Source organism: Burkholderiales bacterium, assembly GCA_036262035.1.
Lineage (GTDB): Bacteria > Pseudomonadota > Gammaproteobacteria > Burkholderiales > SG8-41 > JAQGMV01.
On sequence record DATAJS010000013.1, the window covers coordinates 327,357 to 346,470 of the forward strand.

Here is a 19,114-nt window from a genome sequence, read left to right on the forward strand (position 1 = left end):
ACGTGGAAGCAACGGGCAAGGTGGCGGTCGCGGCCCTGATCGCGATGATGGCGGGTTCGGTGCTGGCGGCCGAGCCTATCGGCGTGGTGAACCGCTCGAAAGGCGACGTGCGCATCGAGCGCGAAGGCGAGCACCTCAAGGCCGGGCGAGGCGCCCTGATCTATCGCGGCGACCGGGTGATCACCGGCCCCAGTGCCCACGCATCGATCACGATGCGCCGCACCGCGCCGCTCACGCTGGGACCGGGGAACGACATTCCGATCGACCGCTACGCGGCCGACGAGGTGCCGACGGTCAAGCGGTCGCCGCCGGCGATCCTGCAGAGCCTCGCCTCGTACTTCGCGGTCAACCGCCAGCGCTGACGAGCTTCTTCGCCGCCGCGGCGATCCCCTCCGCGGTCGGCAGGTACGCCTGCTCGAGCGCATGGCTCGACGGCGTCGGTGCATCCGGCCCGGTCAGGCGTGCGACCGGCGCCTTGAGCGCCCCGAAAGCCTTCTCCGCGGCCAGCGCCGCGACTTCCGCAGCAACCCCGCAAAGCCCGCTCGCTTCGGTGACGACGAGCAGCCGCCCGGTCTTCCTCACCGAGGCGAGGAGGGTCGCTTCGTCGAGCGGCTTGATCGTGCGCAGGTCGATCACTTCCGCCGCGACGTTCATTCCCTCGAGCTGCTGCGCGGCCGCGACGCAGGCGTGCACCGCTTTCGAGTACGACACGATGGTCAAGTCCTTGCCCGCGCGGCGGATGGCCGCCTGGCCGAGCGGGATCGCGCCGTCCGCTTCGGAGACTTCACCCGGCGTGTAGCCGAGCGTCATGTCGGTGAAGAACATGACGGGGTTGTCATCGCGTATCGAGGATTTCAACAGGCCGCGGAAGTCGTCGGCGGTCGACGGCATGACGACCTTGAGCCCCGGGGCGTGCGCGAACCACGCTTCGAGGTTGTGGTTGTGCTGCGCGCCGACGCCCCAGCCGCCGCCGGTCATCGCCATCACCACCATCGGGAACGAGAACTGGCCGCCCGAGACGTAGCGCAGCTTGCCCGCGCTGTTGACGATCTCGTCCATGGCGTAGCAGAGGAACGGCGCGAAGAGCATGTCGATCACGGGCCTGAGGCCCATCGCGGCAGCGCCGACCGCGGTGCCGGCGATGACGCCTTCGGCGAGCGGCGTGTTGCGGATGCGCTCGGCGCCGAACTCTTTCAAGAGGTCCTGCCGCTTGGTGGCGACGCCTTCGCCGAACATGATCACGCGCGAGTCGCGCCGCATCTCTTCGGCCAGCGCGCGGCCGATCGCATCGTTGACGGTCATCTGGGTCATGGCGGGCTCCTTACGCGTAGACGTCGGTGGCGAGCTCGGCGGCGCTCGGGAATGGCGATTCGGACGCGAACGCGAGCGCGTCGGCGATGCGCTGCTTCACTCGCGTTTCGATCGCCTCGATCTCTCGCGTCTCGATCTCGCGGCGCGCGAGCAGGCGGCCTTTGAGGTATTCGATCGGGTCGCGCTCCCGCCACTCGGTGAGCTCTTTACTGTCCACGTAGGACTGGTCGTCGGGCTCGTAATGGCCCCAGGTGCGATAGGTGTAGGTCTCGAGCAGGATGGGTTTCTTGGTCGCGCGCACTTCGGCGGCGGCTTCGCGCGCGGCGGCGTGCACCGCCTGCACGTCGTTGCCGTCGACGGTGATGCCTTTGATGCCGTAGGCGGCGGCGCGCGCCGCAATCTTCTCGGTCAGCATCGTTTCCCGGCGGTGAACGTAGGCCTGCCACTGGTTGTTCTCGCAGACGTAGAGGATCGGCAGGTTCCACACCGCGGCGAGATTGAGCGATTCGTGGAAGCTGCCTTCGCACGCGGCCCCGTCGCCGAAGACGCACGCCACGATTGCCCGGCTCTTCTGCATGGACAGCGCGAGCGCGACGCCGGGCGCCATCGAAAGCTCGCCGCCGACGATGGTCGACGTCAGCACCACGCCGAGCTCTTTCGCCGAGATGTGCAGCGAGCCGCTCTTGCCTTTGCAGTAGCCGCTGCTGCGCCCCATGATCTCGGCGAGCACGCGCCCGGGCTCCGCGCCGCGTGCGAGGAGATGGCCTGCGCTGCGGTGGTTCGTGAGGATCAGGTCGTCCTTCCCGAGCGCCTTGATCACGCCGACCGCGGCGGCTTCCTGCCCCACCGAGGCGCACGTGCCCGGCGCCTTGCCGGCGGCCTGCAGCGCGCGGTTCTGCTCCTCGAAAGCGCGCGTGAGCATCATCGCTTCCAGCAGCTCTGCATCGTTCGTCGTCATGTGTTCGCCTTTGCGTGACAGGGACAGGGCGCGAGTCTAGGGGGCGTCTGTGCTCGGCGAATGTCGCTACGGAAACCGTTTGTTTCGGCGATGTAACGCCCCGCCCGTAAATCCGGGTCAGAGTCACATTTCTCCCCAATAAAGTGACTCCGACCCGGATTTTTTCTAAACTCGGCGCTCGTTTTTTTGTGACGGATGACCCGTGACTGCCGCCATCTCCTGCGCGTTCGATTCGGGCGCGATCGAAGTCGTTGCCGGCGATACGCGCGACGGCGCGGCCGATTTCTCGCTGCGCGTGCGCAAGGATTCGCATGCCGAGTTCACGCAGTGGTTCCATTTCCGCCTGTCCGGTGCGCGCGGGCTCGCGTGCACATTGCGTTTCGAGAACGCGTCCGCGTGCACGTACACCAAGGGCTGGAAGGATTACAACGCGGTCGCGTCGTACGACCGCGAGCGCTGGTTCCGCGTGCCGACGACCTTCGACGGCACGGTGATGACCGTGCGGCACACGCCCGAGCGCGACGCGGTGTGGTACGCGTACTTCGAGCCGTACTCCCTGGAGCGCCACCAGGCGCTGATCGGACGCGCGTCCGACTCACCGCTGGTGACGACCGAACGGCTGGGGGCGACGGTGGATGGGCGGGATATCGATCTGATCACCATCGGTAAAGCCCATCAGGACTCGAAGAAGGTCTGGATCATCGCCCGCCAGCATCCCGGCGAATCGATGGCCGAATGGTTTATGGAAGGCCTGATCGACCGACTGTTGGACGACTCCGATCCGATCTCCCGCAAGCTGCTCGAACGCGCAGTGTTCCATCTCGTGCCGAACATGAACCCCGACGGCAGCGTGCGCGGCAACCTGCGCACCAACGCCGCCGGCGCGAATCTCAATCGCGAGTGGATGGAGCCTTCGCCCGAACGCAGTCCGGAAGTCTTCGTCGTTCGCCAAAAGCTCCAGGAGACCGGCGTCGACGCGTTCTTCGACATCCACGGCGACGAAGGTCTGCCTTACGTCTTCGTCGCGGGCGGCGAGATGCTGCCGGGCTTCACCGACGCGCAGCGCGCGCAGCAGGACGCCTTCGTCGCGAGCTTCAAGCGCGCGAGCCCCGATTTCCAGGACGTGCACGGCTACGACGCGAGCAAGTACAACAAGGACGCGCTCAAGCTCGCCTCGAAATGGGTCGGCCACACCTACGGCTGTCTCTCGCTCACGCTGGAGATGCCGTTCAAGGACAATGCGAACATGCCCGATCCGCGCGTCGGCTGGAGCGGCGAGCGCAGCCGCAAGCTCGGCGCGGCGATGCTCGGTCCCCTCCTCGAATCGCTGGAATGAAGAAGCAGGCTCATTTCATCCTGGCGTGCGTCTTCGCGCTCGCGTGCACCCCGACGCACGCGGCCGAGGACTACAAGCCGGTGATGGGGCAGAAAGGCAAGGACGTCGTCTGGATCCCCTCACCCACCGGCATGGTCGACCTCATGCTCGACATGGCGAAGGTGACGCCGCAGGACTTCGTGATCGACCTGGGCTCCGGCGACGGCCGCAACGTCATCGCCGCCGCGAAGCGCGGCGCGAAAGCGCTCGGCGTGGAGTACAACCCCGATCTCGTCGAGCTCTCCAAGCGCAACGCCGCGGCCGCGGGCGTCGGCGATAAAGCGATGTTCGCGCAGGGCGACATGTTCGCCGCCGACCTCTCGCAGGCGAGCGCGCTGATCCTCTTCCTCATCCCGCAGAACCTGGAAAAGCTCGCGCCCAAGTTCGTCGCGATGAAACCCGGCACGCGCATCGTCTCCAACACCTACGAGATCGGCGGCGGCTGGGAACCCGACGACACGCAGCGGCTGCCGCTCTGCGCGAGCTGGTGCGGCGCGCATCTCTACATCGTGCCCGCCAGAGTCGCGGGCACGTGGCGCCTGCCCGAAGGCGACCTCATACTGGACCAGGCATTCCAGTACGTGTGGGGCAGCTACGACTACGACGGCATCACCGTCTACGTCGAGAACGGGCGGCTCAAAGGCGACGAGATCGACTTCTTCGTCAACGGCGTCGAATACACCGGCCGCATCAGCGGCGACACGATGAGCGGTACTGCGAAAGGGCGCGCGACCACCACGAGCTGGTCCGCCAAGCGGGTGTCGCCCTAACCGCGCTGCGCCGTTCCCTCGGCCTCGTCGGCGTATTCGAGCTGGGCCGCGATCTTGCGGCCGATCTCGGCGCGCCACTCCTCGATCGGCCTGAAGCCCGGCTTGGCCCGGCAGATCGCTTCGGTCTCGCGGTAGAGATCGTCCTCGGGCTTGGTGAGGTCGATCTCGAAGCCGAGCGGTTGCGGCACGTACCACGGCGTGTCGCAGAACATCTCGATGCGGTTGCCTTCGGGATCGCTGAAATAGACCGACCAGGCGTTGCCGTGACAGCGCGGGTCGACGACCTTGCAGCCGGCCTCGCTCACCTTGCGGAAGGCGCGCTTGACGTTGGCGAGGGTACCCACGTTGAACGAGACCTGCTGCACCATCGGCTTGCCGTCGTCGGTGGTGCGGCCGCGCACGAGCACGACCTGGTGGTGATCGCTCGGATTGCGGCTCAGGAACGTGATCCGTCCGTCCTCCGCGCAATCGCTGACGACGAAGCCGAGAACCTTCGTATAGAAATCGACCATCTTCGGCACGTCGGTCACATAGAGGCCGACGTGGCTGAGGCGCGGCGCCTGCTCGATAGGCATAAACGGTCCCTCCTTGATGAGTGAGGCGAACGGTTCGCGGCTCGACAAAGGCTACGCCGGTGTGCGCGCGGAGAGCAACCGCGGCTGGTTTCGCGGACGTGCGCTTGGTAGAGTGCGCTACTCAACGGAGCGGCAAACTCGATGCAACAGCGCAATCTGGGCAAATCCGAGCTGAAAGTTTCGGTCGTCGGCCTCGGCTGCAACAACTTCGGCGGGGATCGATGCGATCTTGCGGCCTCGCGCCAGGTCATCCACAAGGCGCTCGATCTGGGCATTACCCACATCGACACCGCCGACGTCTATGGCAATCGCGGCGAATCCGAAACGATCTTGGGCAAATGTCTGGGCGATCGCCGCAAGGACGTCGTGCTGGCGACCAAGTTCGGGATACAGATGGACGAGGCCGGCACGCTGAAAGGCGGCTCGCGCCGTTACATCCAGTCGGCGATCGAGGCGAGCCTGAAGCGGCTCAACACCGACTGGATCGATCTCTATTACATCCACCGCCCCGATCCGCTGACGCCGATCGAGGAAACGCTGCGGACACTCGACGACCTGGTGAAGGCGGGCAAGGTTCGCTACATCGGCTGCTCGGGATACGCGGCATGGCAGATGGTCGAGGCGCAGTGGACGGCGACGCACCACGGGCTCAATCGTTTCGTGACCTGCCAGGACGAATACAACCTGCTCAAGCGCGGCTTCGAGACCGCTCTCCAGCCGGCGATGCAGGCGTACGGGTTGGGCTTGATCCCGCACACGCCGCTCGCCGCGGGCTTGTTGAGCGGGAAATATCGGCGCGATGCGCCGCTGCCCGCGGGTGCGCGCATCGCGCGCGAGAAGCGCCAGGCCGATCGCTGGATCAGCGACGCCAACTGGGAAGTCGTGGAACGCCTGACCGCGTTTTGCGAAGCGCGCGGCCACACGCTGCTGGAGCTCGCGATGAGCTGGCTCGCGTCGCATCCGCTGGTGGCGAGCATCATCGCGGGCGCAACCACGCCCGAACAGGTGGAGCTGAACGCACGCGCGGTCGACTGGCGCCTGTCCGCGGACGATCTGGCGGCGATCGACAAGGCGACTCGACGCGGCGGCACGTAGCACGAAGACAACGCTGGTCGCGGCGACGCGCGACGGCGGGCGCTCCATCTTCACCTTCCCTGTCGGAGGAGACATGAAGGCACTGAAGCGGGTCGTTGTTGCAGCGCTATTGCTCTTCCCTGCCGCGCAAGCCGTGGCGCAACTGCCGCAGGGATTTCCGTCCCGGCCGGTTCGGTTCATCGTCGGGTTCCCACCCGGCGGCACGAACGACATCATCGCCCGATTGCTCGCCCAGAAGCTCACCGAGCAAAGCGGCGTTTCGTACGTGGTCGAGAATCGAGCCGGCGCCAATACCGCCATCGCGTCGGAAGCGTTCGTGCGCATGGCACCCGACGGTTACACGATCATGCAGGTCGCGCCGGGACATGCGACCAACCCGGCGATGCTCAAGCTCAACTTCGATCCGATCAAGGACTTCCAGTTCATCACGGTCGCGGCGGAATCGCAGAATCTGCTGGTGCTGCATCCTTCGTTTCCGCCGAGAAGCGTCAAGGAGCTGATCGCCCTTTCGAAGAAACGTCCCGGCGACATCAACTACGGCTCCTCCGGTATCGGGACCACCGTGCATCTGTCCGCGGAGCTGTTCCAGTACATGACCGGCGTGAAATGGGTGCATATCCCGTACAAGGGCGCTGGACCGGCGATGATCGAATTCTTCAGCGGAACGTTCGTGCTCTATTTCGGCAACCTGCCGAGCGTCATCCAGCACGCGCGCTCGGGCAAGCTGCGCGGCATCGCGGTGACCGGCGCGAAACGCGCGAGCGCGGCCCCGGAAGTACCGACGGTCGCCGAGAGCGGCGTGCCGGGATTCGAGGTCACGACCTGGTACGGCTTCGCGGCGCCCGCCAAGGCGCCGCGCGCGATCGTCGACTATTTCAATGGCGAGATCGTCAAGGCGCTGAACGCTCCGGATATGAAGGAGAAGCTCGTCAATCAGGGCGCGGACCCCGTGGGCAACACGCCGGAACAGGCGACCGCGCACGTCGTGAGCGAGATCTCGAAGTGGACCAAGGTCATACGCGGCGCCGGCATCAAGGCGCAATGAGGAGAGCGGCATGTCGGTCATCCTGGGCGGCGGTGAGCATCGCTATCGCGTGATCGAGAATTGGGCGCAACTTCCGCCCGGTTGGAGCTTCAAGGACGTCGGCGGCGTCGGCACGGACAGCAAGGACCGGGTCTACGTCTTCAATCGCGGCGAGCACCCGATGATCGTGTTCGACCGCGAAGGCCGTTTCCTGCGCTCGTGGGGCGAGGGTCTCTTCAAGCGCGCGCACGGGATACTCGTCGATCGCGAGGACAACCTGTACCTCACCGACGACGGCGATCACACCATGAGGAAGTGCACGACCGAGGGCAAGGTGCTGTTCACCATCGGCATCCCGGACAAGCCGGCGCCGTACATGAGCGGCGAGCCGTTCCATCGCTGCACGCACACCGCGCTGTCGCCGAAGGGAGAGCTGTACATCTCCGACGGCTACGGCAACGCGCGCGTCCACAAGTACTCGCCGGACGGCAAGCTCCTGTTCTCGTGGGGAGAGCCCGGTACCGATCCGGGCGAATTCAACATCGTCCACAACATCGTCACCGACGACGAAGGCTGGGTGTACGTGGCCGACCGTGAGAACCACCGCGTGCAGGTGTTCGACGGCAACGGCAAGTACGAGATGCAGTGGAACAACCTGCACCGGCCGTGCGGGCTGTATCGCCATCAGGGCGCCCGCGCCGAGTTCCTGATCGGCGAGCTCGGTCCGGGCATGAACGTCAATCGCAACCACCCGAACCTCGGACCGCGCCTGACGTTCGTCGACAAGTACGGCAAGCGCATCGCGCGCCTGGGCGGCGAGCACGGCCCCGGTCAGGAGATCGGCAAGTTCCTCGCGCCGCACGGCGTGTGCATGGACTCGCGCGGCGACATCTACGTCGGCGAGGTGTCGTATACGAACTACGCCAACATCAATCCCGGCAAGCCGGCGCCGGAGTACCTGCGCAGCCTGCAGAAGCTGGAGCGCATGGCGTGAATGGTCATTGAGAGGAGCAGTCGCGACGAAGCAATCTCGGAACGTCCGTTCCGTGCGCCACGGGATCGCTTCGTCGCTTGCGCTCCTCGCGATGACGTATTCAGACCAGCGCGTCCCAGGCTTCTTCCTGAAACCCCGTCGTGCCGCCTTTGTCCGTGAGCAGGAAAGGCCGCTTGATCAGCTTGCCGTTCTTCGACAGCAGCTCGATCGCCTCGGCTTCGGTCATGCCGGCCTTGAGGCGATCGCCGATCTTGAGCGCGCGATACTGCTCGCCCGAGCTGTTGAACAGGTTCTTGAAGGTCTTGCCGTTCGCCTCGAGGTAGCCGAGCATCTTCTTCAGCTCGCTCGCCGTCGGCGGCTGGTCGACGATCGGAACGCTCTCGTATTTCTTGTTCTTCGCGTCGAGATACTTGAGCGCCTTCTTGCAGGTGCTGCAGCCGGCGTATTCGTAGATTTTGATGGTCATGGAAAAAGTCCAAAATGGATTCCCGCCTCCGCGGGAATGACGCTCGGTGGATTCCCGCCTCCGCGGGAATGACGGTCGGGTCGCGGGAATGACGGTCACGTCTGGTCGAGCCAGCGCTCGAACGCCTCGAGATCGGCGACGGTGTCGGGCACGTCCTCGCCCGGCCACGAATGAGTTCCGCGGTTCATCCAGACCGCATGCAGCCCCGCGCCGCGCGCCCCCCGCACGTCGAGCTCGATATCGTCTCCGACGTGCACCACTTCTTCCGGCGAACAGCCGAGCTCGCGGCACGCCAGATGAAAGAACGCGGCGTCGGGCTTGGACGCACCGTGGGTGTGCGCCGCGATCATGGTGTGAAAGAGATGATCGAGCCCGATCGTCACGAGGCACGCGTTGCCGTTGGACAGCGACGCGATGCGATAGCGCGAGGCCAGCCGCTCGAGGCAGGCCCGCACCTCCGGATAGAGCTCGACGTCGTGCCGCGCCCGCATGTACACCTCGATCGCGCCTTCGATGATGGGAGCGGATTGCGCGTCGTCGGCACCCGCGGCGCGAAACACCTCCTGAAGCGCAAGCCGGCGGAGGGTGACGAAATCGTGCTTCAGATCGGGGCGACCGGCGTGGATCGCCATGCGCCGCTCCCGCAGTCGCTCGACGGACCACGGAGCGACGACCTGGGGCGCATGCGCGGTGAGGTAGTCGAAACCCAGGCGCTCGGCGCGTACCAGCGTCGGCTCGCACGGCCACAGCGTATCGTCGAGGTCGAGCGTGACCGCGCGTATCGTTCGCCTTGCAACACCCATCCAACTCAAACCTTTTGTCGCTGCTCGCCGGGCAGTATAAGGTAAAGGGCAAACCATAACCGCTCAGGGAGGAGGCCATGAAAGTCACCCGCATCGAAACGCTCCGCTGCGACGCCGGCTGGCGCACGTTCTCGTTTCTCAAGGTCATGACCGACGAAGGGATCGTCGGCTGGTCGGAATACAACGAGAGCTTCGGCAGCCACGGTCTCTCCGCGGTCATCGAGGCGCTGTCGCCGACCGTGATCGGCAAGGATCCGCGCGACATCGAGCTCATCAACGCGCATCTTCGCACGCACACCGTGCAGTCGCGCGGCGGCATCAACCGCCAGGCCGTGGCCGCGATCGAGAACGCGCTGCTCGACATCAAGGGCAAGGCGCTCGGCGTGCCGGTCTACGATCTCTTCGGCGGCGCGGTGCGCAAGCGCATCCCGGTCTACTGGTCGCACTGCGGCAGCTATCGCGCGCGCTATCCGGAGCTCCTCGGCGTGCCGCGAGTGTCGAGCTACGACGATCTCTCGCGCCTCGCCGAGGAAGTGAAGAGCCGCGGCTATCGCGCGTGCAAGACCAACGTGATGATCCACGACGGCAAAACGCTGGCCGCCTATCGCCCGGGTTTCGGCGCGAGCAAAGGCTATCCCGAGCTCAACTGGACCAACGACATCGTCGACGCCGCGTTCAAAACGGCCCATGCGTTTCGCGAAGGCGGCGGATCCAGCCTGGGCGTGATGATGGATCTGAACTTCAACTACAAGACCGAAGGCTATCTGCGCATCGCCAAGGCGGTCGAACCCGTCGGCATGACCTGGCTGGAGATGGACACGCACGACGCGCAGTCGCTCGCGCTGATCCGCCGCAGCACCTCGACGCCGATCGCCTCGTGCGAGACGCTGTGCGAGCGGCGCGACTTCAAGCCCTTCTTCGAAGCGTACGCGATGGACGTCGCGATCGTCGACGTCATCTGGAACGGCTACATGGAGTCCCTCAAGATCGCGGCGATGGCCGACGTGTACGAGATGAACGTGGCGCCGCACAACTTCTACGGCCATCTCTCCAGCGTGATCTCGGCCCATTTCTGTGCCGCCGTGCCGAACATGCGTATCATGGAGACCGACGTCGACGCGGTGCCCTGGCGCGACGAGCTGGTCGACTCGCCGCCGGTCATCGACAACGGCGAGTTCGTGCTGCCGACGAAGCCGGGCTGGGGTGTGGAAGTGAACGAGGCCGCGGTGCGGGCACACCCGCCGAAAAGTTAAGATTGCTCGACAGGTCCGATAGTCCGACACGGGGGAGGACATCATGAGGCAATCCCGTCGCAAGGTTCTGAAAGCCGGCGCGGCGCTCGCCGCAGCCGTGACCCTGCCCCGGTTCGCTCGCGCGCAAGCCGGCCCGGTCAAGATCGGCATGAGCATGCCCCAGACCGGTTCGCTCGGCGCCGGCGGCCAGGCCGCGCTGGTGGCGCTGCGCCTGTGGGTCGACGACGTGAACCAGCGCGGCGGCCTGCTCAACCGCAAGGTCGAGCTCATCGCGTACGACGACCAGACCAATCCCGCGAACGTTCCCGGCATCTACACCAAGCTCCTCGACGTCGACAAGGTCGACCTCCTGATCGCGCCCTACGGCACGGTGCCGACGGCGCCGGTCATGCCGATGGTGAAAGAGCGTGGCTTGCTCCTGATGGGCAACTTCTCGTTCCAGGTGAACGCGAAGGTGCAGCACGACATGTGGTTCAACAACTCGCCCTGGAACGACGCGGCGAGCTGGTCCGACGGCTTCATCAAGGCCGGACAGGGCGCGGGCGCCAGGACCATCGCGATCCTCGCCGCCGACCAGGAGTTCGCGCAGAACCTCGCGAACGGCGCGCGCGAGCTCGCGAAGAAGGCGAACATCAAGTCGGTCTACGACCAGAACTATCCGCCGACCACCACCGATTTCTCGACGCTCATCCGCGGCATACGCGCGGCGAAGCCGGAGATGGTGTTCGTCATGTCGTACCCGAACGATTCGGTGGCGATCATCCGTGCGGTGAACGAGATCGGGGTGGGCTCGCAGGTGCAGGTCTTCGGCGGCGGCATGGTGGGACTCCAGTTCACGCCGATCATGACCTCGCTCGGCAGCCTGATGAACGGCGTGATCAACTACAACTCGTACGTGCCGGGCATGAAGTATCCGGGCATCGAGGATTTCCTCGCCCGCTACGCCAAGCGCGCGGCCGAGGCCAGGGTCGATCCGCTCGGCTTCTACCTGCCGCCGTTCAATTACGCCATCGGGCAGATGCTCGAGCAGGCGGTGAACGGCACCAGGAGCCTCGACCACAAGCAGCTCGCCGCGTACCTGCGCAAGAACGAGATGAAGACCCTGGTCGGCCCGATCCGCTACGACAAGCACGGGGAGTGGGCCAACCCGCGGGTGGTGCAGGCGCAGTTCCGCGGCGTGGTCGACAAGGACACCGAGCAGTTCCGCCAGCCCGGCAAGCAGGTCGTGATCTATCCGGACGCCTACAAGACCGGTAACGCGATCACGCCTTTCGAAAAGGCCCGCTCCGCGAAATAACGACGCCTCGGAAAAGGACAGCAGGCCGTGACGTTCTCCTTCGACCTGCTGTTCGAGGCTGTCCTCTTCGGCATCCTCCTCGGCAGCTTCTACGCCGCGGTCAGCATGGGGCTGTCGGTGTCGTTCGGGCTGCTCGACGTGCCGCACGTCGCGCACCCGGCGATCATGGTCTTCGGCTCGTACTGCACGTGGGTCGTCGCGGGCTGGGGGCTCGACCCGATCGTGGCGGGCGTTACGCTCATGCCGGCGTTCTTCGTGCTGGGCATCCTCATCTACCGCCTGTACCACGAGTCCTTCGAGAAGCGCGGCACCGAAGCCGGCGTGAGAGGCCTCGCGTTCTTCTTCGGCATCGCGTTCATCGTCGAGGTCGGCCTGATCCTCGCCTTCGGCGTCGATCAGCGCACGGTGCAGGCGCCCTACATCGGATCGAGCTTCGAGCTGGGCGACTACCGCTTCCCCTACCGCATGCTGGTCGCCTTCGGGGTCGCGCTCGTCCTCACCGCGACCTTGACGGTGTACCTCTCGAAGACTTTCACCGGGCGCGCGATCAAGGCGGTGGCGCAGGACGAGCCGGCGCTGCGGCTGATGGGCGCCAACCCGGTGCGGATCAAGCAGTGGGCGTTCGGCATCGCGACGGGCGTGTCGGCGCTCGCCGGCGCGATGCTGATCATCGTCGGTCCCGTCGAGCCCGCGATGGACCGCCTCTACATCGGCCGCACGTTCTGCGTCGTCGTGCTCGCCGGCCTCGGCAGCATGACGGGCACGCTCGCCGCCGGGCTGATCCTCGGCATCGTGGAATCGATCGTGCTCATGATGTTCGGCGCGTCGTGGGCGCCGGCGGTGGCTTTCGGCCTCCTGCTGGTGGTGCTGGGAATCCGGCCTCAGGGATTGTTCGGCCGATGAGATTCTGGATCGGCACTGCCGTGCTTCTCGCCGTCGCGCTGGTCGCCGCGCTCAGCGGTGTCAACGAGTATTTCTTCTACGCCGGCTTCGTCGTGCTCCAGTTCGTGGTGCTCGCCACGGCGTGGAACATCCTCGGCGGCTACGCCGGGTACGTGAACTTCGGCACCTCGGCCTTCTTCGGCATCGGCGCCTATACGGCGGTGGTGCTGTTCAAGGCCGCGGGCGCGCCGCTCGCGGTGCAGATCGCCGGCGCCGCGCTCGTCGGCGGGCTGCTCGGCTTCGGCGTGGGCATGCTGACCTTGAGGCTGCGCGGCATCTTCTTCGCCATCGCCACCGTCGCCGTCGTGTTCATCATGGAAACGCTGATGATCAACTGGCGCTACGTCGGCGGCGCGACCGGCCTGCAACTGCTGCGGCCCGAGACCCTGGCGCCGTTCGGCAGCTACACGCGCATGCTGTTCGCGGTGATGGCGCTGATGGCGGTCGCGGCGGTCGCGATCGCACGCCACATCCAGACCTCCTGGCTCGGCCGGGGCCTGCGCGCGATCCGCGACAGCGAGGAGGCCGCCGAGGCGAGCGGCGTGCCGACGCTGAAGCTCAAGCTCTTCGCATGCGTCGTCTCGGGCGCGCTCATGGCCGCCGCGGGCGCGCCCATGCCGATGTACCTGTCGTTCATCGAGCCCGCGTCGAGCTTCAACCTGAATTACGCCATCGGCGCGCTGGCCGCGCCGATGATCGGCGGCACCACGCACTGGCTCGGGCCGGTGATCGGCGCGCTGCTGCTCGCCTCGCTCCAGCAGATCGTGACGGTCACGATCTCGAACGAGATCAACGTGCTGGTCGTCGGCGTGCTGCTCGTGCTCTTCGTCGTCGCGGCGCCGGAAGGCATCATCGGCCTCTTCAGGAAATGGACGCGTTCCTCCAGGTAAAAGACGTCTCCAGGCGCTTCGGCGGGTTCACCGCGCTGGCCGGGGTGAGCCTCGACATCGCGCGCGGCGAGCGCTTCGGCCTGATCGGCCCGAACGGCTCGGGCAAGACCACGCTCATCAACTGCATCTCCGGGACGCTGCGCAACGAGTCGGGCTCGATCGTGTTCGACGGCGAGGAGATCTCGCGCCTGCCCGCCTACCTGCGCACGCGGCGCGGCGTGGCGCGCACGTTCCAGGTGCCGCGGCCGTTCGCCAGCATGTCGGTGCTCGAAAACCTGCTGGTGCCGCTGCAATACGTCGCGCACGGCAACGAGCGGGAGGTGATGGACATCCTCGAGCGCATCGGGCTCAGTGACAAGGCGCACACACCGTCGAGCCAGCTCTCGCAGGTGGAGCTGCGCAAGCTCGAGCTCGCGCGCGCCATGGCGGCGCGGCCGCGCCTGCTGATCTCCGACGAAGCGATGGCGGGCCTTTCCGGCAACGAGGTGGACGAGGTCCTGAAGATCCTGTTCGATCTCAACGCCGCGGGCATCACGGTGATCATGATCGAGCACATCATGCAGGCGGTGATGCGCTTCTCGCAGCGCGTCGTGTGCCTCGACGCCGGGCGGATCATCTGCGAAGGCACGCCCGGAGAGATCGTCGCCAACGGCGACGTGCAGAAAGCCTATCTTGGCGCTTGAGCTGACGATCTCCGGCGTCGACGCGGGCTATGGCGCGGTGCGCGCACTCCACGGCGTCTCGCTCGCGGTTGCCGCGGGGGAGACCATCGCGCTGCTCGGCACCAACGGCAACGGCAAGAGCACGCTCATGAAATGCGTGATGGGGATCGTGCGGCCGACGCGAGGCTCGGTGTCGCTCACGCTCGACGGGCAGGCGCACGATCTCACCAGGCTCGCCACCGAGGAGATCGTGAACCTGGGCGTCGCCATGGTCCCGGAAGGCCGGCGCCTGTTTCCGAAGCTCACGGTCGAGGAGAACCTGCTCCTCGGCGCGTTTCGCCCGCAGGCGCGCACGGACATGCACAGGAACCTCGACTTCGCGTTCGAAGTCTTCCCGGTCCTGCGCGAAAGGCACCGGCAGCTCGCCGGCTCGCTGTCGGGCGGCCAGCAGCAGATGCTCGCCATCGGCCGCGCGCTCATGTCGGCGCCCAGGCTGCTCCTCATCGACGAGCCTTCGGTGGGCCTCTCGCCGCTGCTCGTGTCGAACACCATCTCCAAGATCAGGGAGCTCAAGGAGCGCACCGGGCTCACCGTGCTGATGGCCGAGCAGAACTTCCACCAGGCGATCCGCATCGCCGACCGCGGCTATATCATCGTGCACGGCGAGATCGTGTTCGAGGGCGACGTCGCTGCGCTCGAACAGAACGAGCTGGTGAAGAACTACTACCTCGGCGCGGGCGTGTGAGGGGGCAACACCCGAGCCGCGCGCGGCAGACGCCGCGTCAGCGCGCGACCCGGGTAGGTCTTCGCGCAGCGCGCCGCGAGCTCGTCGACGAAGTCTTCGGCGTATCGCGGCAGGTAGCGCTGCGGGTCCCACGCGATGACCGACCAGCGCCCGATCGACGCGCCGCGATGGACCACGGGTATGGCGCGCACCGCGTCGGCCGGGATGGAGGCCGGTGAAGGCAGCACCGCGATCCCGTAGCCCGCCCTGACCAGCGCGATCATCGTGTGCGGGGCCGCGCTCTCGAGCACGATCTGCGGCTTCACGTGCGCGAGCTGGCATGCGGCCTCGAACCAGACGCGCGACGCAAAACCGGTCCCGACCATCAGGCGGCTGTCCGCGAGCTCGGTCACGTCCAGCGCGACCTTGCGGCTCAGCCTGTGGCCTTTCGGTACCACCGCGAAGACGTGCATCGGATAGAGCACGCGCTCGGCGAACCGCGCATCGCCCGTGCCCATGATCGCGAGATGCACGTCGCCCTGCGCCAGCCGTGCCTGCAGGCGCGCGCCGCCCTCCTCGACCAGGCGCACGTCGACGTCCGGATGGCCGCGCCGGTAATGCTTCAGGAAGTCGGCGAGCATGTTTTCGATCGCCTGCGGCGTCGCGCCCACACGAAGGATTCCCGCGCGTCCGCCTTTGAGCGCGCGCGCCCGCTGTTCGAGCGCCTCCGCGTCGGCGAGCACCGTCCGGCTGCGCCGCAGCAGGTCTTCGCCGTCCGACGTCAGGCGGATACGCCGGCCCACGCGCTCGAAGAGCTTCACGCCGAGATCGTCCTGCAGCGCTTCGATCTGGCGCGAAGCCGCAGGCTGCGACAGGTGCAGGCGCGACACCGCGCGGGCGAAACCGCCCGCTTCGGCGACGAGCACGAAGGTTCGCAACTGGCGCAGATTCACGCGGCCATTATGCAGAAACTGCATGAGAAAGGGACCGAAGAATGCATTGGACACGAACAAGGGCGCCGCGCAAGGATGGCCGCACGTCGCAGGCGATCGCGCCGGCGAGCCATTACGCGGAGGCACGTCATGAATCGAACAGCGCTTCGACTCGCCGCCCTGCTGATGTCCTCCGCCTTCGCCAACGGCTACGCTCACGACGAGCACCTCGCCGCCAGACCCGGTGAGGAGCGGCTGGGGCGCGTTCACTTCAATACCTCGTGCACCCGCGAAGCGCAGCGCAAGTTCGAGCGCGCGCTCGCGATGCTGCATTCGTTCTTCTTTCCCGAGACGTTGAAGGCGTTCGACCAGGTGATCGAGGCCGACCCGACGTGCGCCATCGCCTACTGGGGTCTCGCGGTGAGCGCGCGGCCCAATCCGCTGGTCGGGCCGTTCGACGCGGCGACGTTGAAGCGCGGTCTCGACGCGGTCCGCAAAGGCGAAGCGATCGGCGCGAAGACCGGGCGCGAGCGCGACTGGCTGGCGGCGATCAAGGCGTTCTACGCGGACTACGAAACCGTCGACCAGGACACGCGCACGCGCAACTACGAGAAAGCGATGGAGCGCCTCGCGAAGAAGTATCCGAACGACGTCGAGGCGAAGATCTTCCACGCCCTCGCGCTGAACGAGATCTTCGATCACCGCAGCCACGCGCCGCTGGTGCAGGCCATCGCCATCCTCGAGCCGATCGGCCGCAGGTTTTCCGATCACCCCGGCGTCACGCACTACCTCATCCACAGCTACGACTTCGCGCCGCTCGCGAAGCACGGCGTGGCCGCCGCGAACAAGTACGCGAAGCTCGCGCCCGCCGCGCCGCACGCACAGCACATGCCGTCGCACATCTATTCGATGCTCGGCATGTGGGACGCTTCCATCGCGTCGAACCTGAGGTCGGTGGCGGTCGCGAAGGACTACGCGGCGAAGAACGGCCTCGACGGAACGCTCGCAGGGGTGCCGCACTCGTACGACTTCATGGCCTACGCGTACCTCCAGCTCGGACAGGACGCGAAAGCCAGAGCGCTGATCGACGAGGCTGCGGGAATCGGCAAGGTCATCGGCCCCCGTGTAGGCGGGGCGACGGGCCGCGCGGCGGTGCCCGCGCGTTACGTGCTTGAACGGCAGGACTGGCAGGGCGCCGCGCGCCTCGCGCCGCTCGGCACCGGCGTCGAGGCGGCCGAAGCGGTGACGCATTTCGCGCGCGCGCTGGGCGCGGCGCGCAGCGGCGACGCCGCCGCGGCGCAAGCCGACGTCGACAGGTTGAAGGAGCTCCGCGCCGACCTGCAGAAAACCAACCAGGGGTACTGGGCGGGGCAGGTGGAGATCCAGATCCTCGCCGCGCAGGCGTGGCTCGCGCACGCGCAGGGCAACAAGGCCGACGCCATCAGGTCCATGTGCGACGCGGCCGATCTCGAAGACGCGAGCGCGAAGCACGTGGCGATGGAGAACCGGCTCTATCCGATGCGCGAGCTCTTCGCCGACCTGCTGCTGCAGTACGGCCGGCCGTCGTGGGCGCTTCGGGAATACGAGGCGTCGATGCTGAACGCCCCCAATCGCCTGCGCGGTTATTACGGCGCCGCGCGAGCCGCCGAAGCGAGCGGAGAACGTGCCAAAGCCGCCGGATACTTCGCGAAGCTCGCGCAGCTCACGCGAGCCGCGGACGGCGATCGCGCGGAGATCCGCGAATCCAGGCAAAGGCTTGCAGCTCGTTGAAGGCCGGTGTACACCGGGTCTGAGCACCCGGAGGAACCGACCATGGCCATCGAGTTACGACCATTGAGCGCATCATTCGCCGCCGAAGTCGGCGGCATCGATCTGAGCCGACCGATGGACGGCGAGAGCGTGCGCACGCTGTGGGACGCGATCGACCGCTACGCGGTGCTGGTGTTTCACGATCAGCGCCTGACCGATACGCAGTTGCGCGATTTCGCTGCCGAGTTCGGGCCGCTGGAGATCGGCCGCGGGGCGCTGCAAGGCGGCAAACGCCGTCTGGCGATCCCGCAGATCGGCGACATCTCGAACCTCGACGAGGACAGCCGCGTCCGGGCGCGCGAAGACAAGCGCCGGCTCGACAGCCTCGGCAATCGCCTGTGGCACACCGATGCCTCGTACATGCCGGTGCCGGTCGTGCTGGGGATGCTGCATGCGAAGGTCGTGCCGCCGGCGACCGCGCTCGGCGGCGGCGAGACCGAGTTCGCCGACATGCGCGCCGCCTACGATGCGCTGCCGGAGACGATGAAGGCGGAGATCGACGGCCTCGTCGCGGAGCACGACATCTTCTGGTCGCGCGGCCAGATCGGCTTCACCGAATTCGCGCCGGGCGAGCGCGAGAAATATCCGCCGTCGCCGCAGCGCCTGGTGCGGCTGCATCCGGGCTCGAAGCGCAAGACGCTCTACTTATCGGCGCATGCGTCGCACATCGTCGGCTGGCCGGTGGCCGAAGGACGCCTGTTGTTGTGGGACCTGACGGCGCACGCGACGCGGGAGCAGTTCGTCTACAGCCATCGCTGGCAGGTCGGCGACGTGGTCATCTGGGACAATCGCTGCACCATGCATCGCGGCCGGCCGCACGCCGAGATGCAGCCGCGCGACCTGCGCCGCGCGACGACCCTGGATACGGGATCGACGCTCGAGCAGGCGGCGTGAGCGCGAAGCCCACGCCGCGCCGCTGTCGTCGACTCCTTACGCCGCTTTGACGAGGCTGAGCGCCCCTTTACCGCGCACTTCCGCTTCCTCGAAGTCGGCCGCTGCGATCGCGCGGTCGAGCGCGGCGCGCAGCGCCTTGGCCGACTCCAGCGTCAGCTCGACCGCCGCGCGCGCTCCGGCGCCGATGTCGGTGTTGAAGAAGTCGAGCGTGATGACGTCGCCCAGGTGCGCGTGGCGCGCGTGGTCATAGGCCACCACCGACTCTTTCAGCGCGAACCATTCGTCGCCGAGCTTCGCCATGCCCTCCGCGGGCACGATCTCGATGATAGACGTGCACATG

The 19,114-nt window shown here is 66.6% G+C and carries 21 protein-coding genes; 14 read left to right on the forward strand and 7 right to left on the reverse strand.

Going from position 1 to position 19,114, the window contains the following annotated elements; translation table 11 throughout:
• The first annotated feature begins 2 nt into the window (after positions 1-2).
• A complete protein-coding gene (locus VHP37_16950; protein HEX2828044.1) occupies positions 3-362 on the forward strand; it encodes a hypothetical protein in 360 nt (119 codons plus the stop codon).
• On the opposite strand, the gene VHP37_16955 is transcribed toward VHP37_16950, so the two are convergent.
• Both VHP37_16955 and VHP37_16960 read right to left on the reverse strand, forming a co-directional pair.
• Complete coding sequence (locus VHP37_16955) at positions 346-1,311, reverse strand: pyruvate dehydrogenase complex E1 component subunit beta (GenBank protein ID HEX2828045.1); 966 nt, start codon at positions 1,309-1,311, stop codon at positions 346-348. The two genes, VHP37_16950 and VHP37_16955, sit on opposite strands and share 17 nt — an antisense overlap.
• 10 nt (positions 1,312-1,321) lie before the next feature.
• Complete coding sequence (locus VHP37_16960; GenBank protein HEX2828046.1) at positions 1,322-2,269, reverse strand: thiamine pyrophosphate-dependent dehydrogenase E1 component subunit alpha; 948 nt, start codon at positions 2,267-2,269, stop codon at positions 1,322-1,324.
• 202 nt (positions 2,270-2,471) lie between these two features.
• Between VHP37_16960 and VHP37_16965 the strand changes: the two genes are divergently transcribed.
• Together VHP37_16965 and VHP37_16970 are read left to right on the forward strand one after the other, a co-directional pair.
• Positions 2,472-3,605: a M14-type cytosolic carboxypeptidase gene (locus tag VHP37_16965; GenBank protein HEX2828047.1), complete on the forward strand. Its 1,134-nt coding sequence runs from the start codon at positions 2,472-2,474 to the stop codon at positions 3,603-3,605.
• A complete protein-coding gene (locus tag VHP37_16970; GenBank protein HEX2828048.1) occupies positions 3,602-4,414 on the forward strand; it encodes a methyltransferase domain-containing protein in 813 nt (270 codons plus the stop codon). The genes VHP37_16965 and VHP37_16970 overlap by 4 nt, the downstream gene beginning before the upstream one ends.
• Here the strand turns inward: VHP37_16970 and VHP37_16975 are convergent.
• On the reverse strand, positions 4,411-4,989 hold the full coding sequence (locus VHP37_16975; protein ID HEX2828049.1) for a VOC family protein: 579 nt from the start codon (positions 4,987-4,989) through the stop codon (positions 4,411-4,413). The genes VHP37_16970 and VHP37_16975 overlap by 4 nt on opposite strands.
• A gap of 141 nt (positions 4,990-5,130) precedes the next feature.
• Here VHP37_16975 and VHP37_16980 point away from each other — a divergent pair, with 141 nt between their 5' ends.
• From VHP37_16980 to VHP37_16990, 3 genes are all read left to right on the forward strand, one after another.
• Positions 5,131-6,084: an aldo/keto reductase gene (locus VHP37_16980; protein HEX2828050.1), complete on the forward strand. Its 954-nt coding sequence runs from the start codon at positions 5,131-5,133 to the stop codon at positions 6,082-6,084.
• 73 nt (positions 6,085-6,157) lie between these two features.
• Entirely contained in the window at positions 6,158-7,129 is a 972-nt protein-coding gene (locus VHP37_16985) for a tripartite tricarboxylate transporter substrate binding protein (GenBank protein HEX2828051.1), read from the forward strand.
• A gap of 10 nt (positions 7,130-7,139) precedes the next feature.
• The gene (locus tag VHP37_16990) at positions 7,140-8,102 is read left to right on the forward strand and encodes a peptidyl-alpha-hydroxyglycine alpha-amidating lyase family protein (protein HEX2828052.1); all 963 of its coding nucleotides are present in this window, start codon (positions 7,140-7,142) and stop codon (positions 8,100-8,102) included.
• Between the two features lie 100 nt (positions 8,103-8,202).
• Here the strand turns inward: VHP37_16990 and VHP37_16995 are convergent, their stop codons facing one another.
• Both VHP37_16995 and VHP37_17000 read right to left on the reverse strand, forming a co-directional pair.
• Positions 8,203-8,568 carry a Spx/MgsR family RNA polymerase-binding regulatory protein gene (locus tag VHP37_16995; protein ID HEX2828053.1) on the reverse strand — a complete coding sequence of 122 codons (366 nt, stop codon included), beginning with the start codon at positions 8,566-8,568 and terminating at the stop codon, positions 8,203-8,205.
• A 95-nt stretch (positions 8,569-8,663) separates the two neighbouring features.
• Positions 8,664-9,371, reverse strand: coding sequence for an HAD family hydrolase (locus VHP37_17000; GenBank protein HEX2828054.1), 708 nt, complete (start codon positions 9,369-9,371; stop codon positions 8,664-8,666).
• Between the two features lie 77 nt (positions 9,372-9,448).
• On the opposite strand from VHP37_17000, the gene VHP37_17005 reads away from it, so the two are divergent.
• The 6 genes from VHP37_17005 to VHP37_17030 are packed head-to-tail and all read left to right on the forward strand — an operon-like array spanning position 9,449 to position 15,160.
• Complete coding sequence (locus VHP37_17005) at positions 9,449-10,624, forward strand: mandelate racemase/muconate lactonizing enzyme family protein (GenBank protein ID HEX2828055.1); 1,176 nt, start codon at positions 9,449-9,451, stop codon at positions 10,622-10,624.
• A 43-nt stretch (positions 10,625-10,667) separates the two neighbouring features.
• Positions 10,668-11,921: an amino acid ABC transporter substrate-binding protein gene (locus VHP37_17010; GenBank protein HEX2828056.1), complete on the forward strand. Its 1,254-nt coding sequence runs from the start codon at positions 10,668-10,670 to the stop codon at positions 11,919-11,921.
• Between the two features lie 27 nt (positions 11,922-11,948).
• Entirely contained in the window at positions 11,949-12,824 is an 876-nt protein-coding gene (locus VHP37_17015) for a branched-chain amino acid ABC transporter permease (protein HEX2828057.1), read from the forward strand.
• Positions 12,821-13,753, forward strand: a complete 933-nt coding sequence (locus tag VHP37_17020) for a branched-chain amino acid ABC transporter permease (protein HEX2828058.1) — start codon at positions 12,821-12,823, stop codon at positions 13,751-13,753. The genes VHP37_17015 and VHP37_17020 overlap by 4 nt, the downstream gene beginning before the upstream one ends.
• Positions 13,732-14,436 (forward strand): ABC transporter ATP-binding protein, encoded by a 705-nt coding sequence (locus VHP37_17025; GenBank protein HEX2828059.1) that lies wholly within the window; start codon positions 13,732-13,734, stop codon positions 14,434-14,436. The genes VHP37_17020 and VHP37_17025 overlap by 22 nt, the downstream gene beginning before the upstream one ends.
• The gene (locus tag VHP37_17030) at positions 14,426-15,160 is read left to right on the forward strand and encodes an ABC transporter ATP-binding protein (GenBank protein HEX2828060.1); all 735 of its coding nucleotides are present in this window, start codon (positions 14,426-14,428) and stop codon (positions 15,158-15,160) included. Before VHP37_17025 ends, VHP37_17030 begins: the two co-directional genes overlap by 11 nt.
• Here the strand turns inward: VHP37_17030 and VHP37_17035 are convergent.
• The gene (locus tag VHP37_17035) at positions 15,139-16,092 is read right to left on the reverse strand and encodes a LysR family transcriptional regulator (protein HEX2828061.1); all 954 of its coding nucleotides are present in this window, start codon (positions 16,090-16,092) and stop codon (positions 15,139-15,141) included. The genes VHP37_17030 and VHP37_17035 overlap by 22 nt on opposite strands.
• 129 nt (positions 16,093-16,221) lie before the next feature.
• On the opposite strand from VHP37_17035, the gene VHP37_17040 reads away from it, so the two are divergent.
• Positions 16,222-17,841 carry a hypothetical protein gene (locus VHP37_17040; GenBank protein ID HEX2828062.1) on the forward strand — a complete coding sequence of 540 codons (1,620 nt, stop codon included), beginning with the start codon at positions 16,222-16,224 and terminating at the stop codon, positions 17,839-17,841.
• A gap of 42 nt (positions 17,842-17,883) precedes the next feature.
• Positions 17,884-18,774: a TauD/TfdA family dioxygenase gene (locus VHP37_17045; protein ID HEX2828063.1), complete on the forward strand. Its 891-nt coding sequence runs from the start codon at positions 17,884-17,886 to the stop codon at positions 18,772-18,774.
• 36 nt (positions 18,775-18,810) lie between these two features.
• On the opposite strand, the gene VHP37_17050 is transcribed toward VHP37_17045, so the two are convergent.
• The gene (locus VHP37_17050) at positions 18,811-19,113 is read right to left on the reverse strand and encodes a DUF6295 family protein (GenBank protein ID HEX2828064.1); all 303 of its coding nucleotides are present in this window, start codon (positions 19,111-19,113) and stop codon (positions 18,811-18,813) included.
• Between the last annotated feature and the right edge of the window lies 1 nt (position 19,114).